At 74.0% G+C, this 17,381-nt stretch carries 14 protein-coding genes; 9 read left to right on the plus strand and 5 right to left on the minus strand.

Going from position 1 to position 17,381, the window contains the following annotated elements; all coding sequences use genetic code 11:
- Positions 1–129: 129 nt before the first annotated feature.
- Complete coding sequence (locus EBN88_RS06490; RefSeq protein ID WP_122182844.1) at positions 130–738, minus strand: TetR/AcrR family transcriptional regulator; 609 nt, start codon at positions 736–738, stop codon at positions 130–132.
- A 132-nt stretch (positions 739–870) separates the two neighbouring features.
- Between EBN88_RS06490 and EBN88_RS06495 the strand changes: the two genes are divergently transcribed.
- A complete protein-coding gene (locus EBN88_RS06495; RefSeq protein ID WP_199742278.1) occupies positions 871–1,740 on the plus strand; it encodes a hypothetical protein in 870 nt (289 codons plus the stop codon).
- 394 nt (positions 1,741–2,134) lie between these two features.
- On the opposite strand, the gene EBN88_RS06500 is transcribed toward EBN88_RS06495, so the two are convergent.
- Positions 2,135–4,585: a DNA gyrase/topoisomerase IV subunit A gene (locus EBN88_RS06500; protein WP_122182845.1), complete on the minus strand. Its 2,451-nt coding sequence runs from the start codon at positions 4,583–4,585 to the stop codon at positions 2,135–2,137.
- A 145-nt stretch (positions 4,586–4,730) separates the two neighbouring features.
- Between EBN88_RS06500 and EBN88_RS06505 the strand changes: the two genes are divergently transcribed.
- The 3 genes from EBN88_RS06505 to EBN88_RS06515 all read left to right on the plus strand — a co-directional run bounded on the left by EBN88_RS06505 (position 4,731) and on the right by EBN88_RS06515 (position 8,399).
- Positions 4,731–6,077, plus strand: coding sequence for a M16 family metallopeptidase (locus tag EBN88_RS06505; RefSeq protein ID WP_199742281.1), 1,347 nt, complete (start codon positions 4,731–4,733; stop codon positions 6,075–6,077).
- Positions 6,078–6,115: 38 nt separating this feature from the next.
- A complete protein-coding gene (locus EBN88_RS06510) occupies positions 6,116–7,483 on the plus strand; it encodes a M16 family metallopeptidase (RefSeq protein ID WP_122182847.1) in 1,368 nt (455 codons plus the stop codon).
- Positions 7,484–7,712: 229 nt separating this feature from the next.
- Complete coding sequence (locus EBN88_RS06515; RefSeq protein WP_122182848.1) at positions 7,713–8,399, plus strand: GntR family transcriptional regulator; 687 nt, start codon at positions 7,713–7,715, stop codon at positions 8,397–8,399.
- Positions 8,400–8,580: 181 nt separating this feature from the next.
- Here EBN88_RS06515 and EBN88_RS06520 read toward each other — a convergent pair whose 3' ends face one another.
- Entirely contained in the window at positions 8,581–8,880 is a 300-nt protein-coding gene (locus EBN88_RS06520; protein ID WP_122182849.1) for an HPr family phosphocarrier protein, read from the minus strand.
- Between the two features lie 91 nt (positions 8,881–8,971).
- On the opposite strand from EBN88_RS06520, the gene EBN88_RS06525 reads away from it, so the two are divergent.
- The 4 genes from EBN88_RS06525 (at position 8,972) to EBN88_RS06535 (ending at position 14,307) form a co-directional block, all read left to right on the plus strand.
- Complete coding sequence (locus EBN88_RS06525) at positions 8,972–11,662, plus strand: bifunctional acetate--CoA ligase family protein/GNAT family N-acetyltransferase (RefSeq protein WP_122182850.1); 2,691 nt, start codon at positions 8,972–8,974, stop codon at positions 11,660–11,662.
- A 135-nt stretch (positions 11,663–11,797) separates the two neighbouring features.
- Positions 11,798–12,385, plus strand: coding sequence for a DUF5998 family protein (locus tag EBN88_RS31635; protein ID WP_233580499.1), 588 nt, complete (start codon positions 11,798–11,800; stop codon positions 12,383–12,385).
- On the plus strand, positions 12,385–13,614 hold the full coding sequence (locus tag EBN88_RS06530) for an alkaline phosphatase family protein (RefSeq protein WP_233580502.1): 1,230 nt from the start codon (positions 12,385–12,387) through the stop codon (positions 13,612–13,614). Before EBN88_RS31635 ends, EBN88_RS06530 begins: the two co-directional genes overlap by 1 nt.
- 15 nt (positions 13,615–13,629) lie before the next feature.
- Positions 13,630–14,307 carry a thymidine kinase gene (locus EBN88_RS06535; protein WP_122182851.1) on the plus strand — a complete coding sequence of 226 codons (678 nt, stop codon included), beginning with the start codon at positions 13,630–13,632 and terminating at the stop codon, positions 14,305–14,307.
- Positions 14,308–14,325: 18 nt separating this feature from the next.
- On the opposite strand, the gene EBN88_RS06540 is transcribed toward EBN88_RS06535, so the two are convergent.
- Positions 14,326–15,060 (minus strand): VOC family protein, encoded by a 735-nt coding sequence (locus tag EBN88_RS06540; RefSeq protein WP_407703381.1) that lies wholly within the window; start codon positions 15,058–15,060, stop codon positions 14,326–14,328.
- 142 nt (positions 15,061–15,202) lie between these two features.
- Here EBN88_RS06540 and EBN88_RS06545 point away from each other — a divergent pair, with 142 nt between their 5' ends.
- Positions 15,203–16,042: a sulfurtransferase gene (locus EBN88_RS06545; protein ID WP_199742279.1), complete on the plus strand. Its 840-nt coding sequence runs from the start codon at positions 15,203–15,205 to the stop codon at positions 16,040–16,042.
- A 31-nt stretch (positions 16,043–16,073) separates the two neighbouring features.
- On the opposite strand, the gene sepH is transcribed toward EBN88_RS06545, so the two are convergent.
- Positions 16,074–17,132: a septation protein SepH gene (gene sepH / locus EBN88_RS06550; RefSeq protein WP_122182854.1), complete on the minus strand. Its 1,059-nt coding sequence runs from the start codon at positions 17,130–17,132 to the stop codon at positions 16,074–16,076.
- Positions 17,133–17,381: the final 249 nt, after the last annotated feature.

Here is a 17,381-nt window from a genome sequence, read left to right on the forward strand (position 1 = left end):
TGCCGATGATCCCGCCAGCGGCCACCCCGCTTCGGCGTCCGGTCCGGCAACAACGGCTCAATCCGCGCCCACTGCGCATCAGTTAACGGCACACCCAGCCCAACGATCCGATGATCCAAACGAAACGCCCTAGGAGCCGCGCGGCTTCGCCTCGAGGAAGCGGGTCAGGATGAGGCGGAGGGTGGGCAGCTGCTCGGCCGGATCGAAGCCCGGACTGGTGGCCGCGCTGGTGAAGACCGAGGCGATCAGGGCCATGATCCATGTCGCCGTGCTGTCCGGGTCCAGGCCGGGGTCGATCCGGCCGTCGGCGGCGGCTCGGGTCAGCAGCGTGGCGATCGCCGCGTGCTCGTCGGCGTTGCCGCGACTCAGCAGCGTTTCGAGTTCGGGGTCGCGGTGGGCCTGGACCATCGCCTCCATGACCAGTGCGGGCACCACCGGCTCGACCGCGGGGGCGGCGAGGTAGTCCACGAGATCCATCAGCGCCAGCAGGGGGTCGTCGGCTTCCCGGGCCTGGGCCAGCCGTTCGGCCTTGTCGTGGCCCTCCTCGTCGAGCACCGCGACGAAGATGGCCCGCTTGTTGGGGAAGTAGTGGAACAGGTTGCCCGCGCTGATCCCGGCGGCCTTGCAGATCTCGGCGGTTGTGGTGCGTTCGTAGCCCTTGGCCGCGAACAGGCCGGTCGCGGCGTTCAGGATGTGCCGCCGGCGTGCCTGGTGCTTGGCCGGGTCGACCGTTCTCATCGCGCTGTTCCCGCCTACTACCTGAGTCCTCCGGGGGCGGTTCCACCTTAGCGACCCCGTGCGCCAATAATAGACCGAGTGATCGGTCTGTTATTGCGAGCCGACCGCCGATCCCCTGCCGAAGGAACGCTCATGGCCTCAGCCCGCACCACTCGCACCCCGATGCCTCCGCTGCGGCGCAGGATCGGGCCGATCCTCGGGCTGCTGCTGCTCTCCCCGATCTGCGCCGAGTACCTCATCGGCTACCTGGAGGTCATGGGCGATCCGGTGGAACTGCTCGGCGGGCTGCTGATCCTGGCCCCGCTCTACGGCACGGCTGCCGTGATGATCCGTGAGGTGATACGCGGGACCGGGCGCGGTTGGCTGTCGATCCTCCTGCTGAGCGCCGCGTTCGGCGTGATCCAGGCCGGGCTGGTCGACCAGAGCCTGTTCAACCCCGACTACGGGCTGGCCGTGCTGGTGATCTTCCACGAGCACACCCGGGACTTCATGGCCTCGCCCGCACAGCTCGGCGCCGCTGCGGCGGTGGCCGTCGCCCTGGCGACGGCGGCCTTCCTGGTCCCGCGTCGGCGCGCCCCGAGGCGTGCCGGGTGGGTGCCGGCGCCGTGGCTGGCCGGGGGCGTCGCGATGGCGCTGATGACGGTGCACCACCTGCTGCCCCCGAGCCGACCGGGGACCGTGCTGGATCTGCTGACGCTCGTGCTGCTCGGGGGACTCGTGGTGCGGTGGTCCCGGCGGGCGGGGTGGGGGCGCGGGCACGTGCTGGCGGTCGGAGGCGCCGCGCTGGTGGCCAACGCGGCACTGTCCTTCATGGTCGAGCCGCTCGGAGAGGTCTCCTACACGGCCAAGTACGCCGCCAACGCGGTGCTCATGCTGGGCGTACTGGCGCTGCTGCTGTGGGCGCGGCGGCGTCTGTCCGAGACCGGTCCCGAGCGGGACGGTCTCGACTGCCGCGCGGACACCGCCGTACGCGGAAGCCTGAGCCAGCCGGTAGCCGACTGAACCGTCTTCTCCGGCCCGAGCGGCGGCACAACGCCGGCGCGGCTCGGCGCCCGGCCCGTCGCCGGACGGTCCCGATGGCGACAACGGCCTCGGCCGCAGGGGGCCTCCGGCCTGGCCGCAGGTACCCCCCCGCTGCCGTTGCAGGGGGCCTCCGGCCCGGGCACCGGCACCTTTCGCCCTTGGCGGAGGCATCCCTCGCCGTGCCGCGGGCAATCCCCGCCCCGCCGCAGGCGGCTCCCGGCCCCGGGGCCCGGGGCCCGCGGCGGCAGCCGCCCCAACCGGTCACCGGGCGGCGCACGTTGCGGCAGCCCCGCCAGGTCCGCATCCGCCGCCAGCGGCCCCCGGCCCCGGCCCTCCCGGGCCGTGCCCGGTCTCCCCGCCAGGGGGGACCGGGTCAGCCCACCGGCCCCGCCACCGCCCTCACCGGCTTGGCCAGCGGCGTGCCGGAGCCGTCGCGGCGCGGGTCCAGCTCCGGCAGCTCCACCGGCGCGCCGTTCGCGCCGGCCGCCCGCGCCGGCGCCGCGCCGGCCCACGCGAAGACCAGCCGCTCCTCGCCCTTGAGGAACCGCTGACAGCGCACCCCGCCCGTGGCCCGCCCCTTCCGGGGGAACTGGTCGAACGGCGTCATCTTCGCCGTCCCCAGCGAGTCGTCCAACGTGCCCGAGCCGCCGGCCACCGTGAGGACCACCGCGTCCCGCGCCGGGTCCACCACCGTGAACGAGATGACCCGCGCGCCCGCGCCCAGCTTGACCCCGGTCATCCCGCCGGCCTGCCGGCCCTGCGGTCTGACCTGCGAGGCCGGATAGCGCAGCAGCTGCGCCTCGTCCGTGACGAAGACCAGGTCCTCCTCGCCGGTCTGCAACTCGGCGGCGCCCACGATCCGGTCGCCCTCGCGAAGCGAGATGACCTCCAACTCCTCCTTGTTGGCCGGGTAGTCGGGGACCACCCGCTTGACCACCCCGTGCTCGGTGCCGATGGCAAGACCGGGCGAGGACTCGTCCAGCGTGGTCAGGCAGACCACCCGCTCGTCCGCGCCCAGCGAGACGAACTCGGACAGCTGCGCCCCGCCCGCCAGGCTGGGCGCCGAGGCCGCCGGCGGCAGCGCCGGCAGGTCCACCACCGAGATCCGCAGCAGCCGCCCGGTCGAGGTGACCGCGCCCACCTCGCCCCTGATCGTGGACGCCACCGCCGAGACGATCACGTCGTGCTTCCCGCGCTTGGCGCCCTCGCCCAACGAGCCCTCGCCGTCGGCGGTCCTGGCCAGCAGGCCCGTGGAGGAGAGCAGCACCCGGCACGGGTCGTCCGAGACCTCCAGCGGCACCACGTCCACCGGCGCGCCCTCGGCCTCCACCAGCTCGGTGCGCCGGGGCGTGGCGAACTTCTTGGCCACGTCGGCCAGTTCGGACGAGACCAGCTTCCGCAGCTCGGCGTCCGACTCCAGGATCGTGGTGAGCTGCTCGATCTCCTCCCGCAGCCGGTCCCGTTCGGACTCAAGCTCCAGCCGGTCGAAGCGGGTCAGCCGCCGCAGCGGGGTGTCCAGGATGTACTGCGTCTGGATCTCCGACAGCGCGAACCGGCCCATCAGAGCCTCCTTCGCGGCCGCCGCGTTCTCGCTGGACCTGATCAGCCGGATCACCTCGTCGATGTCCAGCAGCGCCACCAACAGGCCCTCGACCAGGTGCAGTCGGTCCCTGCGCCTGGTCCGCCGGAACTCGCTGCGCCGGCGCACCACCTCGAAGCGGTGGTCGACATAGACCTGGAGCAGCTCCCGCAGCCCCATGGTGAGCGGCTGACCGTCCACCAGGGCCACGTTGTTGATGCCGAAGGTCTCCTCCATCGGCGTCAGCTTGTAGAGCTGGGCCAGCACCGCCTCCGGGTTGAAGCCGTTCTTCACCTCGATGACCAGGCGCAGCCCGTTCTCCCGGTCGGTGAGGTCCTTGACGTCGGCGATGCCTTGGAGGCGCTTGGCGTTGACCAGGTCCTTGATCTTGCCGATGACCTTCTCCGGGCCCACGGCGAAGGGGAGTTCGGTGACGACCAGGCCCCTGCGACGGGCGGAGACCTTCTCCACCGTGACCGTGGCCCGCATCCGGAACGTGCCCCGGCCGGTGCGGTAGGCGTCCCTGACGCCGTCCAGGCCGACGATCCTGCCGCCGGTGGGCAGGTCGGGCCCGGGGACGAAGCGCAGCAGCGTCTCCAGGTCCGCGTTCGGGTGCCGGATCAGGTGGCGGGCGGCGGCGATGACCTCGCCCAGGTTGTGCGGCGGCATGTTGGTCGCCATGCCGACGGCGATGCCGCTGGAGCCGTTGACCAGCAGGTTCGGGTAGGCGGCCGGCAGCGCGGCCGGCTCCTGCTCGCTGCCGTCGTAGTTCGGCGCGAAGTCGACCGTGTCCTCGTCGATGGACGCGACCATCAGCCCGGCGGCCGAGGCCGAGCGGCACTCGGTGTATCGCATGGCGGCGGGCGGGTCGTCGTTCCCCAGGGAACCGAAGTTCCCATGGCCGTCGACCAGCGGCAGCCGCATCGAGAACGGCTGCGCCATCCGCACCAGCGCGTCGTAGATCGCCGAGTCGCCGTGCGGGTGGAGCTTGCCCATCACCTCGCCCACGACGCGGGCGCACTTGACGTAGGAGCGGTCGGGCCGCAGCCCCATGTCGTGCATCTGGTAGAGGATGCGGCGCTGCACCGGCTTCAGGCCGTCCCGCGCGTCGGGCAGGGCGCGCGAGTAGATGACGGAGTACGCGTACTCCAGGAAGGAGCCCCGCATCTCATCGACGACATCGATGTCGAGGATGCGTTCCTCGAACTCCTCAGGAGGCGGGGACTGCTTGCTGCGGCGGGCCATCGCGGCAGGGCTCCTTCGTACGGCGGGCGGTTGCTGGCGACCATTGTGGACCGCCCCGCTGACAACCGGGAACTTCGCACACCCCGGCTCACCTTGCATAAGGTGACAGGCATCTGCACCGACCGAGCGAAGGGACCTCATGTCCATGGGCCACACGGCCAGCACGGAGGATACCGTCGGTGGGCTCACCGCGACGGAGCACAGACTCGCCAACGGCCTGCGGGTGGTGCTCTCGGAGGACCATCTGACCCCGGTGGCCGCCGTCTGCATCTGGTACGACGTCGGCTCCCGGCACGAGGTCAGGGGCCGAACCGGCCTGGCCCACCTCTTCGAGCACCTCATGTTCCAGGGCTCGCGACAAGTCACGGGCAACGGGCACTTCGAGCTGGTCCAGTCGGCCGGGGGCTCCCTCAACGGCACGACGAGCTTCGAGCGCACCAACTACTTCGAGACCATGCCGGCCCACCAGTTGGAGCTGGCGCTGTGGCTGGAAGCCGACCGGATGGGCACCCTGCTGAGCGCGCTGGACGAGGAGTCCATGGAGAACCAGCGCGACGTCGTCAAGAACGAGCGCCGGCAGCGGTACGACAACGTGCCCTACGGCACCGCGTTCGAGAAGCTCACCTCGATGGTCTTCCCCGAGGACCACCCGTACCACCACACCCCCATCGGCTCCATGGCCGACCTGGACGCGGCCTCGCTGGAGGACGCCAGGGAGTTCTTCCGCACCTACTACGCGCCCAACAACGCGGTGTTGGCCGTGGTCGGCGACATCGACCCGGAGCAGACGCTGGCCTGGGTGGAGAAGTACTTCGGCACCATCCCCGGCCACGACGGGAAGCGCCCGCCGCGCGACGGCACGCTGCCCGACGTGATCGGCGAGGAGGTGCGCGAGGTGGTGCGGGAGGACGTGCCGGCGCGCGCGCTGATGGCCGTCTACCGGCTGCCGCAGGACGGCACCAGGGAGGCCGACGCGGCCGACCTGGCGCTGACCGCGCTGGGCGGCGGCGAGTCCTCCCGGCTCTACAACCGGCTGGTGCGCCACGACCGCACGGCCGTCTCGGCCGGGTTCGGGCTGCTGCGGCTGGCCGGCGCGCCCTCGATGGGCTGGCTGGACGTCAAGGCCTCGGGCGAGGCCGAGATCGCCGAGATCGAGGCGGCCGTCGACGAGGAGCTGGCCAGGTTCGCCGCCGAGGGTCCCACGCCCGAGGAGATGGAGCGCGCCCAGGCCCAGTTGGAGCGCGAGTGGCTGGACCGGCTGGCCACGGTCGGCGGCCGGGCCGACGAACTGTGCAAGTACGCCGTGCTGTTCGGCGACGCGACGCTGGCGCTCAGCGCCGTCCAGCGCATCCTGACCATCACGCCCGAGGAGGTCCAGGCGGTGGCCGCCGCTCGGCTCCGCCCGGACAACCGTGGGGTGTTGGTCTACGAGCCCACGCCGAGCACCTCCGAGCAGGAGCCGGCGGACGAGAACGAGGGGGGCCAGCAGTGAGCGAGGCGAGTGGAAACGCGGCGGGCGCCGGAGCGGAGATGACGCTCCACCCGCGCCCCACGGGCGGTGCGCCCAAGCCGTGGGCGTTCCCCGCGCCGGAGCGCGGCGCGCTGCCCAACGGGCTGACCGTGCTGCGCGCCCACCGCCCCGGCCAGCGGGTGATCGCGGTGGAGATCAACCTGACCGCGCCGCTGGACGCCGAGCCCCGTGGCCTGGAGGGCGTGGCGACGATCATGGCGCGCGGCCTCTCGGAGGGCACCGACCGGCACACGGCCGAGGAGTTCGCGGCCGAACTGGAGCGCTGCGGCGCGACGTTGGACACGTTCGCCGACCACGTCGGGGTCCGGGTCTCGCTGGAGGTGCCGGCCTCCCGGCTTGAGGGCGCGCTACGGCTGGTCGCCGACGCGCTGCGCGCCCCCGCGTTCCCCGAGCACGAGATCGAACGGCTGGTCGCCAACCGGCTGGACGAGATCCCGCACGAGCTGGCCAACCCGGGGCGGCGCGCGGCGATGACGCTCTACGCCACGCTCTTCCCCGAGGACTCCCGGCTCTCCCGGCCGCGCCAGGGGACCGCCGAGAGCGTGCGCGGCATCGACGCGGCGGCGGTGCGCGACTTCTACACCGCGCATCTGCGGCCGGCCTCGGCCACCGCGGTGATCGTGGGCGACCTGACCGGGATCGACCTGGACGCGGTGCTCAAGGAGACCCTGGGCGCCTGGAGCGGCCCGGCCGCCGAGCCGGTCCGCGTCTCGCCCGTCGAGGTGCGGGACACCCCGCGCGTGGTGATCGTGCACCGCCCGGACGCCGTGCAGACCCAGCTGTTGATCGCCCGTGTCGGCCCCGACCGCCACGACCCGGTGTGGCCGGCGCACCGTCTTGGCGTGTACTGCCTGGGCGGCACGCTCACCTCGCGGCTGGACAAGGTGCTGCGGGAGGAGAAGGGCTACACCTACGGCATCCGCGCCTCCAGCCAGGTGCTGCGCTCCAGCGCCGCCGGCGACGGCTTCTCGCTGCTGGGCATCAGGGGCTCGGTGGCCACCGACGTCACCGGGCCCGCGCTGGCCGACCTGTGGCAGGTGCTGCGCACCCTGGCCGCCGAGGGGCTGACCGACGAGGAACGGGACGCCGCCGTCCAGTTCCTGGTCGGCGTCGCGCCGTTGAGCTTCGAGACCGCCTCGGCGGTCGCCGGCGCGCTGGCCGACCAGGTGGAGGAGGAGCTGCCGGACGACTACCAGGCCACGCTCTACGCCCGCCTGGCCGAGGTCGGCACGGTCGAGGCCACGGCGGCGGTGGTCCGCGCCTTCCCGCCGGACGGGCTGGTGACGGTGCTGGTGGGCGACGCCAAGCAGATCGCCGACCCGGTGCGGGAGCTGGGCATCGGCGAGGTCGAGGTGGTCGGCGCGTAGCGCCGTCCGTGCGACCGGGGAGAGCGCGCCCGCGCCGGGCGCGCTCTCCGTCGTTTTACGCCGTGCCGACGCGTCGCGCGCCCGGAGGATTCTTCCGGACGACTGACCGAAAGGGGGCCGGTTCGCCCGGGGTGCTATCGGCATTCCCGTGGTTTTGCCATACAGTTCGGGTGAGTGACCCGGTAGTAATGCGACAGGGCAGTGCCGGCTATGTCTGTGGGGGTTGTTTATGCGTATCTCCGCGCACACGGTATGCACCGCGATCCGGGACGACATCGTGGCCGGGGTGCTGCTGCCGGGCTCCCGGCTCGCGGAGGAGCAGCTGGCACAGCGCTATGGGGTCTCCCGGGTCCCGGTGCGCGAGGCGCTGCGCACCCTGGAGTCCGAGGGCTTCGTGGTGTCGCGGCGTCATGCCGGCGCCTGCGTGGCCCAGTTGGGGGACCGGGAGGCCGCCGACCTGCTGGACGTGCGGGCCCTCGTCGAGCCGCTGGGCGCGGCCAGGGCGGCCCAACGGCGCACCGAGGCGCACCTGAAGGTGCTTCGGGGCCTGGTCAGGCTGGGGCGGCAGCGGGCGGGGCAGGGCCAGGAGTCGGACCTGCGGTCGCTGGGGGACTGGTTCCACGAGACGGTCGCGCAGGCCACCTGTAGCCCCGGACTCAGCGATCTGCTGGTGCAGTTGAGGCGGAAGATCACCTGGCTCTACACCGGCGAGCCGCTGGCCGGCGCGGTCGCGCTGTGGCAGGAGCGGGGCGCGTTGGTGGACGCCATCGCGCGCGGGGACGCCGAACGCGCCAGGGCGCTGTCCGCCGCGCAGCTGGCCCGGGCCACCCCGGCCAGGCGGCAGTTCCACGCCGCGGCCGTGGGCGCCGTGAGTACCAGGAAACCTGCCGTCAACACGGTGCGCGGCCAGATTTAACAGGAACCGTATACACCTGACGCAGAACACCCGGACCGCCGGAGAAGGCGGCCGAAACACGCGCGTCAACGCGTCGGTGTTTTTCTTTGCTGCCCAATTTCCGGGCGGTGCTGAAGGGTCGGCGAACAAACCCGTGAAACGCTCCGCGAAACGGGTCGTGCGACGGAATTCCTCAGACCGTTCAGACCGTTTCGGGAAGTTCGTCGAGGCCGTCGGAGACGAGCCTCGCCAGCCGTTCCAGCGCGGCCTCGGCCGCCCCGGTCGCCTCGGGCCCCTCGGCCGGCGAGGCCAGCACGATCTCCTCGCCGCCCTGCGCGCCGAGGCTGAGCACCGCCAGCATGGACGCCGCGTTCACCGGGGTGCCCCCGGCCCGGGCGACCGTCACCGGCACCCCGGTGGCCGTGGCGGCCCGCACGAAGATCGAGGCGGGACGGGCGTGCAGCCCCTCGGACCAGCCGATGGTGACGCGGCGCTCGACCATGTGAGTGTCCTTCCTTGGGACGGGGTGGACGGACGGACGCGGGCGGGTCCCGGGCCGCCCGTTGCGACCATGCCAACCGTACGCTGAGCACATGGAGGCATCCGCCCAACCCGCCTACCCCGCGCACTGGGAGGCCGACGTCGTGCTGCGGGACGGCGGCACGGCGCACATCAGGCCGATCACCCCGGACGACGCCGAGCGCCTGGTCAGCTTCTACGAACGGGTCTCCGACGAGTCGAAGTTCTACCGCTTCTTCGCCCCCTACCCCCGGCTCTCCGACCGGGACGTGCACCGCTTCACCCACCACGACTACGTGGACCGGGTGGGCCTGGCGGCCACCGTGGGCGACGCGTTCCTGGCCACCGTCCGCTACGACCGGATCGACCGGCAGGGCCGGGCCGCCTCGCTGCCGGCCGACCGGGCCGAGGTCGCGTTCCTCGTCGAGGACGCCCACCAGGGGCGGGGCCTGGCCTCCACGCTGCTGGAGCACATCGCCGCCGTCGCCAGGGAGCGGGGGGTGCGACGCTTCGAGGCGGAGGTGCTGCCGGCCAACCGCAAGATGATCAAGGTCTTCACCGACGCCGGCTACTCCCAGCGGCGTTCCTACGCCGACGGCGCCGTCCACCTGACGCTCGACCTGGCGCCGACCGCCGAGTCGTTGGCCGTGATGCGGGCCCGCGAGCAGCGGGCCGAGGCCCGCTCCGTCCACCGGCTGCTGACGCCCGGCAGCGTCGCCGTGGTCGGCGCCGGACGCCGCGCGGGCGGCGCCGGGCGCACCGTGCTGGCCGGGCTGCTGGCCGGCGGCTTCACCGGCCGCCTGGCCGCCGTCAACCGCGAACTGCCGCCCGAGACCAAGGTGTTGGGCGGCGTGCCGGCGTTCCGCTCGGTGCGGGAGATCCCCGCGCCCGTCGATCTCGCGGTGCTGGCCGTGCCCGCGGCCGAGGTGGCCGGGCTGCTCGACGACTGCGCGGAGCGCGGCGTCCAGGGCCTGGTCGTGATGGCTTCGGGGCACTCCCCGAGCCAGCAGCGCGCACTGGTCCGCCGGGCCAGGGCGCGCGGGATGCGGATCGTCGGCCCCAACGCCTTCGGCGTCATCAACACCGCGCCCGACACCCGGCTCAACGCCAGCCCCGCGCCCCGGCTGCCGGCTGCCGGCCGCATCGGCCTCTTCACCCAGTCAGCGCCCATGGGCATCGCCGTCCTCGACGAGCTGGAGTCGCGCGGCGGCGGCCTCTCCACGTTCGTCTCCGCCGGCAACCGGGCCGACGTCTCCGGCAACGACGTGCTCCAGTACTGGCACGACGACGAACGCACCCGCGTCGCCCTCCTCTACCTGGAGTCGGTGGGCAACCCGCGCAAGTTCACCCGGCTCGCCCGCCGCACCGCCCAGGCCGGCAAGCCCGTGGTCGTGGTGCGCGGCGGCCGGCACAGCGGTGGCGCCCCGCCGCTGGGCCACATCGTGCCCGCCAGCCAGGCGCCCGAGGAGACGGTCGCCGCGCTGCTCGGCCAGGCCGGCGTCATCCAGGCCGACACCGCCGTCGAACTGGTCGACATCGGGCTGCTGTTGGCCCAGCAGCCGCTCCCCGGCGGCCCCCGGGTCGCCGTCCTCGGCAACGCCCAGGCCGTCGCCCTCAGCGCGCACGACGCCTGCCGCGCCCAGCGCCTGCGCCCGCTGCCGCTCGGCGACGTCCGGGACGCCGCCGACGCCGCCGAGTTCGGCGCCGCCGTCGCCGCCGCCCTCGCCGACCCCGGCGCCGACGCCGTGCTGGTCGCCCTCGCCCCCACCGTCGCCGGCGTCCTCGGCCCCGACGAGCTGGCCGCCGCGCTGCGCGCCGCCAGCGCCGGCGCGCGCGGCGACAAGCCGGTGGTGGTCGCCCAACTCGCGCTCGACGAGCTGGCCCGCGAGATCGGCGCCCGGTCCATCCCCACCTACCCGTCCGCCGAGCGCGCCGCCCGCGCCCTGGCCCAGGCCGTGCGGCACGCCGAGTGGCTGGCCGGGGCCGAGAGCCGGGGCCGCGCCTTCGAGTTCCCCGACCTCGACAAGCCGGCCGCCGCCCGGCTGCTCGCCGAGGTGGCCGGTCAGACGACGGCCAGGGACACCCCGCTGCCGCCCGAGGCCACCGCCCAACTCCTCGCCAGCTACGGCGTCGAGCTGCTGCCCAGCCGCCCCGCGCCCACCGCAGCCGAGGCCGTCGCCGCCGCCGAGGCGCTCGGCTACCCGGTGGCTCTCAAGGCCACCGCCCCCAGGGCCCGGCACCGCGCGACGCCGGGCTCCGTCCGGCTCGACCTGGCCACCGAGGCCGAACTGCGCCGCGCCTACCGCGAGTTGACCGAACGCCTCGGCGAGCCCTCCCGCTCACGCCCGACCGTCCAGCGGATGGCGGCCCGGGGCGTGGACACCGTCGTCCGCGCCACGGTCGACCCGGCGATCGGCGCCGTGCTCTCCTTCGGCCTCGCCGGGCCGGCCTCCGAGCTGCTCGGCGACGTCGCCCACCGGCTGATTCCGGTCACCGACCGGGACGTCGCCGGCCTGGTCCGCGCCATCCGCGCCGCACCCATCCTCTTCGGCTGGCGCGGCTCCCCGCCGGTGGACACCGGCGCGCTGGAGGCGCTGCTGGGCCGCCTCGGCCGGCTCGTCGACGACCACCCCCAGATCGGCGCCGTCGAACTCGACCCGGTGGTCGTCGCCGAGCGCGGCGTCGCCGTGCTCTCCGCGACGGTCCGCGTCGCCCCGCCGCCACCCCGACCCGACCTGGGCCCGCGCCGGCTGCCCGCCTACTGACCGGCCGCCCGCCCACGGCAGGGACGCGCCGTCCCGCGAGGCGCCGCCGGCGTGGCCGGGAAGAACCCACCCAGCGTGCGGATTTCCCCGCCGAGCGCCCCCTGTGCTGTCGGACTCGCCCCTTAGGATGGGCCCATGGCGAAGACCGGTACCACGTCCCAGGGGCTGCGGGAGGCGATCGAGCGCAGCGGTTACTACCCAGCGCTCGTCGCCGAGGCGGTGGAGGCCGCCGTGGGGCGGGAGCCCGTCGGCTCCTTCCTGGTCCATCAGGAGACGACCTTCGACAGCAACGAGGTCCGCCGGCACGCCACGGTGCTGGTGCTCACGGGCACCCGCTTCATCGTCAGCCACACCGACGAGCAGCCCGCCGACGGCAACGCCCCGACGCCCTACGCCACCACCTCCACCGAGTCGGTCAAGCTCAGCAGGATCTCCTCGGTCGTGCTCAGCCGGGTGGTCGCCGACCCACAGTCCTACGTCCCCGGCACCCTGCCGCGCGAGGTGGTGCTCACCATCGGCTGGGGCGCCGTTTCCCGGATCGACATGGAGCCGGCCAACTGCGGCGACCCCAACTGCGAGGCCGACCACGGCTACACGGGCTCCACCACCGCCGACGACCTGTCGCTGCGGGTGAGCGAGGCCGGCGACGGCCCGGAGACGGTGCGTCAGGCACTGGAGTTCGCCCAGGCGCTCTCCGAGGCGACCGCGGTGTCCGGCAGGTGATCCCCAGGCCCGACGGCGGCCAGGCGTCAAGCTCCCCTTCCGGCGACTGGCCCGAGCCGCCGAGCCCCCTCGACCCACGGCAGGCCCCGGCCCCCCGCTACGGCACCGGATCGCTGGCCGACGTGCTGCCCGCCGTCCTCGCCGGCCTCGATGTCCCGGGCGGCCGGCCCGACTTCGCCCTCCCGCCGGCCGACCGGGTCTGCGTCTTCCTGGTCGACGGCCTCGGCTGGGAGCAGCTGCGCGCCCACGCCGAGCTGGCCCCGTTCCTGAGTTCGCTGCTGCCCACCTCCCGCGCCGGCGCCGGCGCGCCCATCACGGTGGGCTTCCCCTCCACCACCGCCACCTCGCTCGCCTCGCTCGGCACCGGGCTGCCGCCCGGCGCGCACGGCCTGGCCGGATACCGGGTGCTGGACCCGGGCAGCGGCGCCCTGATGAACCAGCTGCGCTGGGAGCCCTGGACGGACCCGGGCCGTTGGCAGCCGCACCCCACGCTCTTCCGCCGCGCCGACGCGGCCGGCGTCGCCACCTGCCAGGTCTCGGCGCCGCACTTCGAGCGGACCCCGCTCACCCGGGTCGCCCTCTCCGGCGGCGCCTTCCTGGGCCGCTCCGCCGTCGAGGAGCGGATCGACGTGGCCGCGCGCCGGCTGGGCGAGGCCGGCCGCACCCTGGTCTACACGTACTACGCCGAGCTGGACGGCGCCGGGCACAGGTTCGGCGTGGACTCCGACGCCTGGCGCGAGCAGCTGGTCCTCGTGGACGGCCTGGCCCGGCGGCTGGCCGAGCGACTCCCGCCGCGCGCCGTCCTCTACGTCACCGGCGATCACGGCATGATCGACGTCCCGGTCACCGAGGAGGCCAGGTTCGACTTCGACCACGACTGGGAGTTGCGCGCCGGCGTCGCCCAGCTCGGCGGCGAGGGCCGGGCCCGCCACCTCTACGCGGTGCCGGGCGCCGCCGCCGACGTGCACGCCGTCTGGCGCGAGGTCCTCGCCGAGGACGCCTGGGTCGCCACCCGGGACGAGGCCGTGGAGCTGGGCTGGTTCGGCCCGCCGGGCGACGAGGTCGCCGCCCGCGTCCGTCCCAGGATCGGGGACGTGGTGGTGGCGATGACGGGTGTCGCGGCGGTGATCGCCAGCGAGTCCGAGCCCAGGGAGTCGGCCCTGATCGGGATGCACGGCTCCCTGACCCCCGCAGAGCAGCTGGTACCGCTGCTGGAAGTCCGCACCTGACCTGGAGCCGTTCCCTTGGCTGAACTCGCCTTCTTCTCCGGCACGATGGACTGTGGGAAGAGCACCCTCGCCCTACAGATCCAGCACAACCGCTCCGCGCGCGGCCTGCTGGGCATGATCTTCACCCGCGACGACCGCGCCGGCGCCGGCCGGATCTCCTCGCGGCTCGGCCTGGTCGCCGAGGCCACGGAGACGGACGAGGACTTCGACTTCCACGCCCATCTGGTGCGCCATCTGACCGCCGGCGGCCGGGTGGACTACGTGATCGCCGACGAGGCGCAGTTCCTCTCGCCCACGCAGGTCGACCAACTCGCCCGCGTCGTCGACGACCTGGGCATCGACGTCTACGCCTTCGGCATCACCACCGACTTCCGCACCCGGCTCTTCCCCGGCTCCCAGCGGCTGATCGAGCTGGCCGACCGGGTCGAGGTCCTCCAGGTCGAGGCGCTCTGCTGGTGCGGGGCGCGCGCCACCCACAACGCCCGCACGGTCGGCGGCCGGATGGTCGTCGAGGGCGCCCAGGTGGTGGTCGGCGACGTCGCCACCGGCCCCGACGGGGCGCGGGGCGAGGTCGGCTACGAGGTGCTGTGCCGCCGCCACCACCGCAGACGCCTCACGGCCGCCACGGCCGGCGCGGGTCAACTCTCGCCCGAGGTGCTTCCCACGGAAGGAGTACCCCGGCAGCAGCGCTGAGCCCGCACCGGCCGACGGTCAGCGCCCCGGCGGGCGGACGACCGCGAAGATCCCGCCCTCGGGGTCGGCCGCCTTGGCCCACCGGCCGAACGGCGAGACCTCGGGCGCGCTCAACGCCCGCCCGCCCAGCCGCTCGACGTCGCGCAGCGCCTGGTCCACGTCCGGCACGGAGAAGTACGTCTGCCAGTGCGGACCACGGTCGGGCGGCAGCGCCCGCGCGCCGACGCCCCTGATGCTGGCCACCGGACGCCCGTTCAGCCTGAGCGTCAGATAGTCCATCCCCTCGGGCAGCGCCGGCTCGGGGGCCGCCTCGTACCCGAGGACATTGCTGTAGAACTTGCTCACCATCGAGGTGTCGGCGGTGATCAGCTCGTTCCACTCCGGGGTGCCGGTCGGCCCGTAGAACGGCCGGCTCCGGCGGGGCCCGCCCTGCCAGAGGCCGAACACCGCCCCGTTGACGTCCGAGGCGATGGCCAGGCGTCCCACCTGGTCCACCTCGATCGGACCCACCGCCACCGTCCCGCCACACTCGCGGATCGTGCCGGCGGTCACGTCCACGTCCTCGGTGGCGATGTACGGCAGCCAGGCGACCGCCGTGCTCCGCACCCCGGACGCCAACTCCCCAAGACCGGCCACCGGGTGGCCGTCGCGCAGCGCCCTGACGTAGGGGCCCAGCTGAGCCGGCCCGGCGTCGAACTCCCAGCCGAACAGCTCACCGTAGAACCGTTGAGCGACCGACACGTCGTGGACCATCAGACTCACCCAGCGGTGCGTCCCTGATGTCGGGGGACTCGCTGCTGCCTCGGTCATCCTGCTCCCTCCTCGATACCCATCCACACCCCTGCCCCTTCGCGCACCGAAAAAGTCTCCCCCGCACGCGGGGACAATGGGCGCCATGACAGCGATCATCCCGGCCGCGGACCTCGCCGCCCTCACCGCCCCCGGAACTTCACCGACCGAACGGCCCGTGCTGCTCGACGTGCGCTGGCGCCTCGGCGGCCCACCGGGACACCCCGAGTATCTGACGGGCCATCTGCCGGGCGCCGTCTATGTGGACCTCGACCGCGAGTTGGCCGGCCCGCCCGGGGACGCCGGCCGGCACCCGCTGCCCGACCCCGACGTCTTCGGCGCCGCGATGCGCCGCGCCGGCGTGTCGCTGGGCCGCCCCGTGGTGGTCTACGACGCCGGCGACGGCTGGGCCGCCGCTCGCGCCTGGTGGCTGCTGCGCTGGGCCGGCCACGGGGACGTGCGGGTGCTGGACGGCGGGCTGGCCGGCTGGTCGGGGCCGTTGACCACGGAGGAACCGGCGCCGGCCGAGGGCGACTTCGTGCCGGCGCACGGCGGGCTGCCGGTGCTGGACGCCGACGGCGCGGCCGCGCTGGCCCGGCGCGGGGTGCTGCTGGACGCTCGGGCGGGGGAGCGCTACCGGGGCGAGGTGGAGCCGATCGACCCGGTGGCGGGCCACATCCCCGGCGCGCGCTCAGCGCCGACCACCGACAACGTCGGCCCCGACGGGCTGCTCCGCTCGCCGGCCGAACTGGGCGACCGCTTCGCCGCGTTGGGCGTGACCCCCGGCACGGAGGTCGGCGTCTACTGCGGCTCGGGGGTCTCGGCGGCGCACCAGGTGTGGGCGCTGGACGTGGCGGGCGTGACCGCCGCGCTCTACCCGGGCTCGTGGAGCGAGTGGACCGCCCGGCCGGGGCGCCCCGTCGCCAGGGGCCCCGAGCCGGGCTGAGCGGGCCGGCCCGCCCAGCCCGGAGGAGCCGTCAGTCCTTCTTCTTGCGGCGGGTGCCGAAGACGATCTCGTCCCAACTCGGCACCGCCGCACGGCGGCCGGGGCGCACCCCGTCGGCCTCGGCCTGGCGGTCGGTGTTCCCCGTCAGCCGGTCCCGGTGCCCGCCCACCGAACGCGGCATCAGCACGTCCGCGTACGTCGAGCCGGCGCTGCCGGCGGCGGCCGCCGGGCCCCTGGCCGGCGGCGCCTCCTCGGCCTCCTCTGCGACCTCGGGCTCGTCTGCCGCGCCGGCAGCCGGGGCCGGCGACTCGGGAACGACCAGGTCGCCACGGAAGCTCGGCACCGCCTCCAGCAGGCTGGTCAGCGAGTCCGTGTCGTTGTCCGCGCGGGGCGCCGGGTCGGAGGCGACCCGGGGCGCGGGCCGCTCGTTCTCCCGGGGCAGCCGCGCGATCCTCGGCACGAACGGGGTGGAGGGCTCGGGCGTGTCGTCCGTCTCGCCCAGCAGCGACCTGGCCTCGTCGTCGACGGCCTGCACCAGCCGGCGCGGCGGGTCGTACATCCAACTCGCCGAGTGCGTCTCGCCGGCGACCCGGTAGACCAACAGCACCTCCCAGGTGCCGTCGTCCCGCCGCCAGGAGTCCCAGCGGACCGCGTCCTTGTCGGCGCCGCGCAGCATCAGCCGCTCGGCGACCGCCTCGCCCAGCTGCGGCCCGGCCGTCTCGCCGGGCCGGCGCACCGCCGTCTTGCGGGCCCGCTCCGCCATGAACGCGCGCTCGGCCAGGACCGGCCCCTCGAACCGGCGCACCCGGTCGACGGGGATGCCGGCGAACTGGGCGACCTCCTCGGCCGTCGCGCCGGCTCGTATCCGCGCCTGGATGTCGCGGGGGCGGAGGTGGTTCTCCACCTCGATCTCGATCTGACCGAGCCGCGCGCGGTCGTTGCGCACGGCGGCGCGCAGCCGCTCGTCGATCGGAAGGGTGTATTCCGTGTTGTCGGCAGCCTTCAGCACCAGGCGTGTGCCGTCATTGCTCACGGCCACGACACGCAGTTCGGGCACGAGGACCTCCCGGGTGGTGCCTGCCGACGTCACGTACGTCGCTGCTCCTGCCAGACGAGTGTGACTTGCCCGGGCGCAGCCTGCCACAACCTTGCCGACTTGCCCGGCGTGTCGGGCCATGGTCTGGCGCCGATGTTATGGCACAGTCGCGACTTTGCCACGTGCGGTGACCGGCGCGAGCGCACCTTCTCCGCATGGGGCAAACCGGGCCAAGGCCGGGTGTGGTCACACTACTCCATCGGGACCACGGGGTGGGCTGCCACGCGGTCGAACTTCTCCACC

The organism is Streptomyces triticirhizae (assembly GCF_003696235.1).
Lineage (GTDB): Bacteria > Actinomycetota > Actinomycetes > Streptomycetales > Streptomycetaceae > Streptomyces > Streptomyces triticirhizae.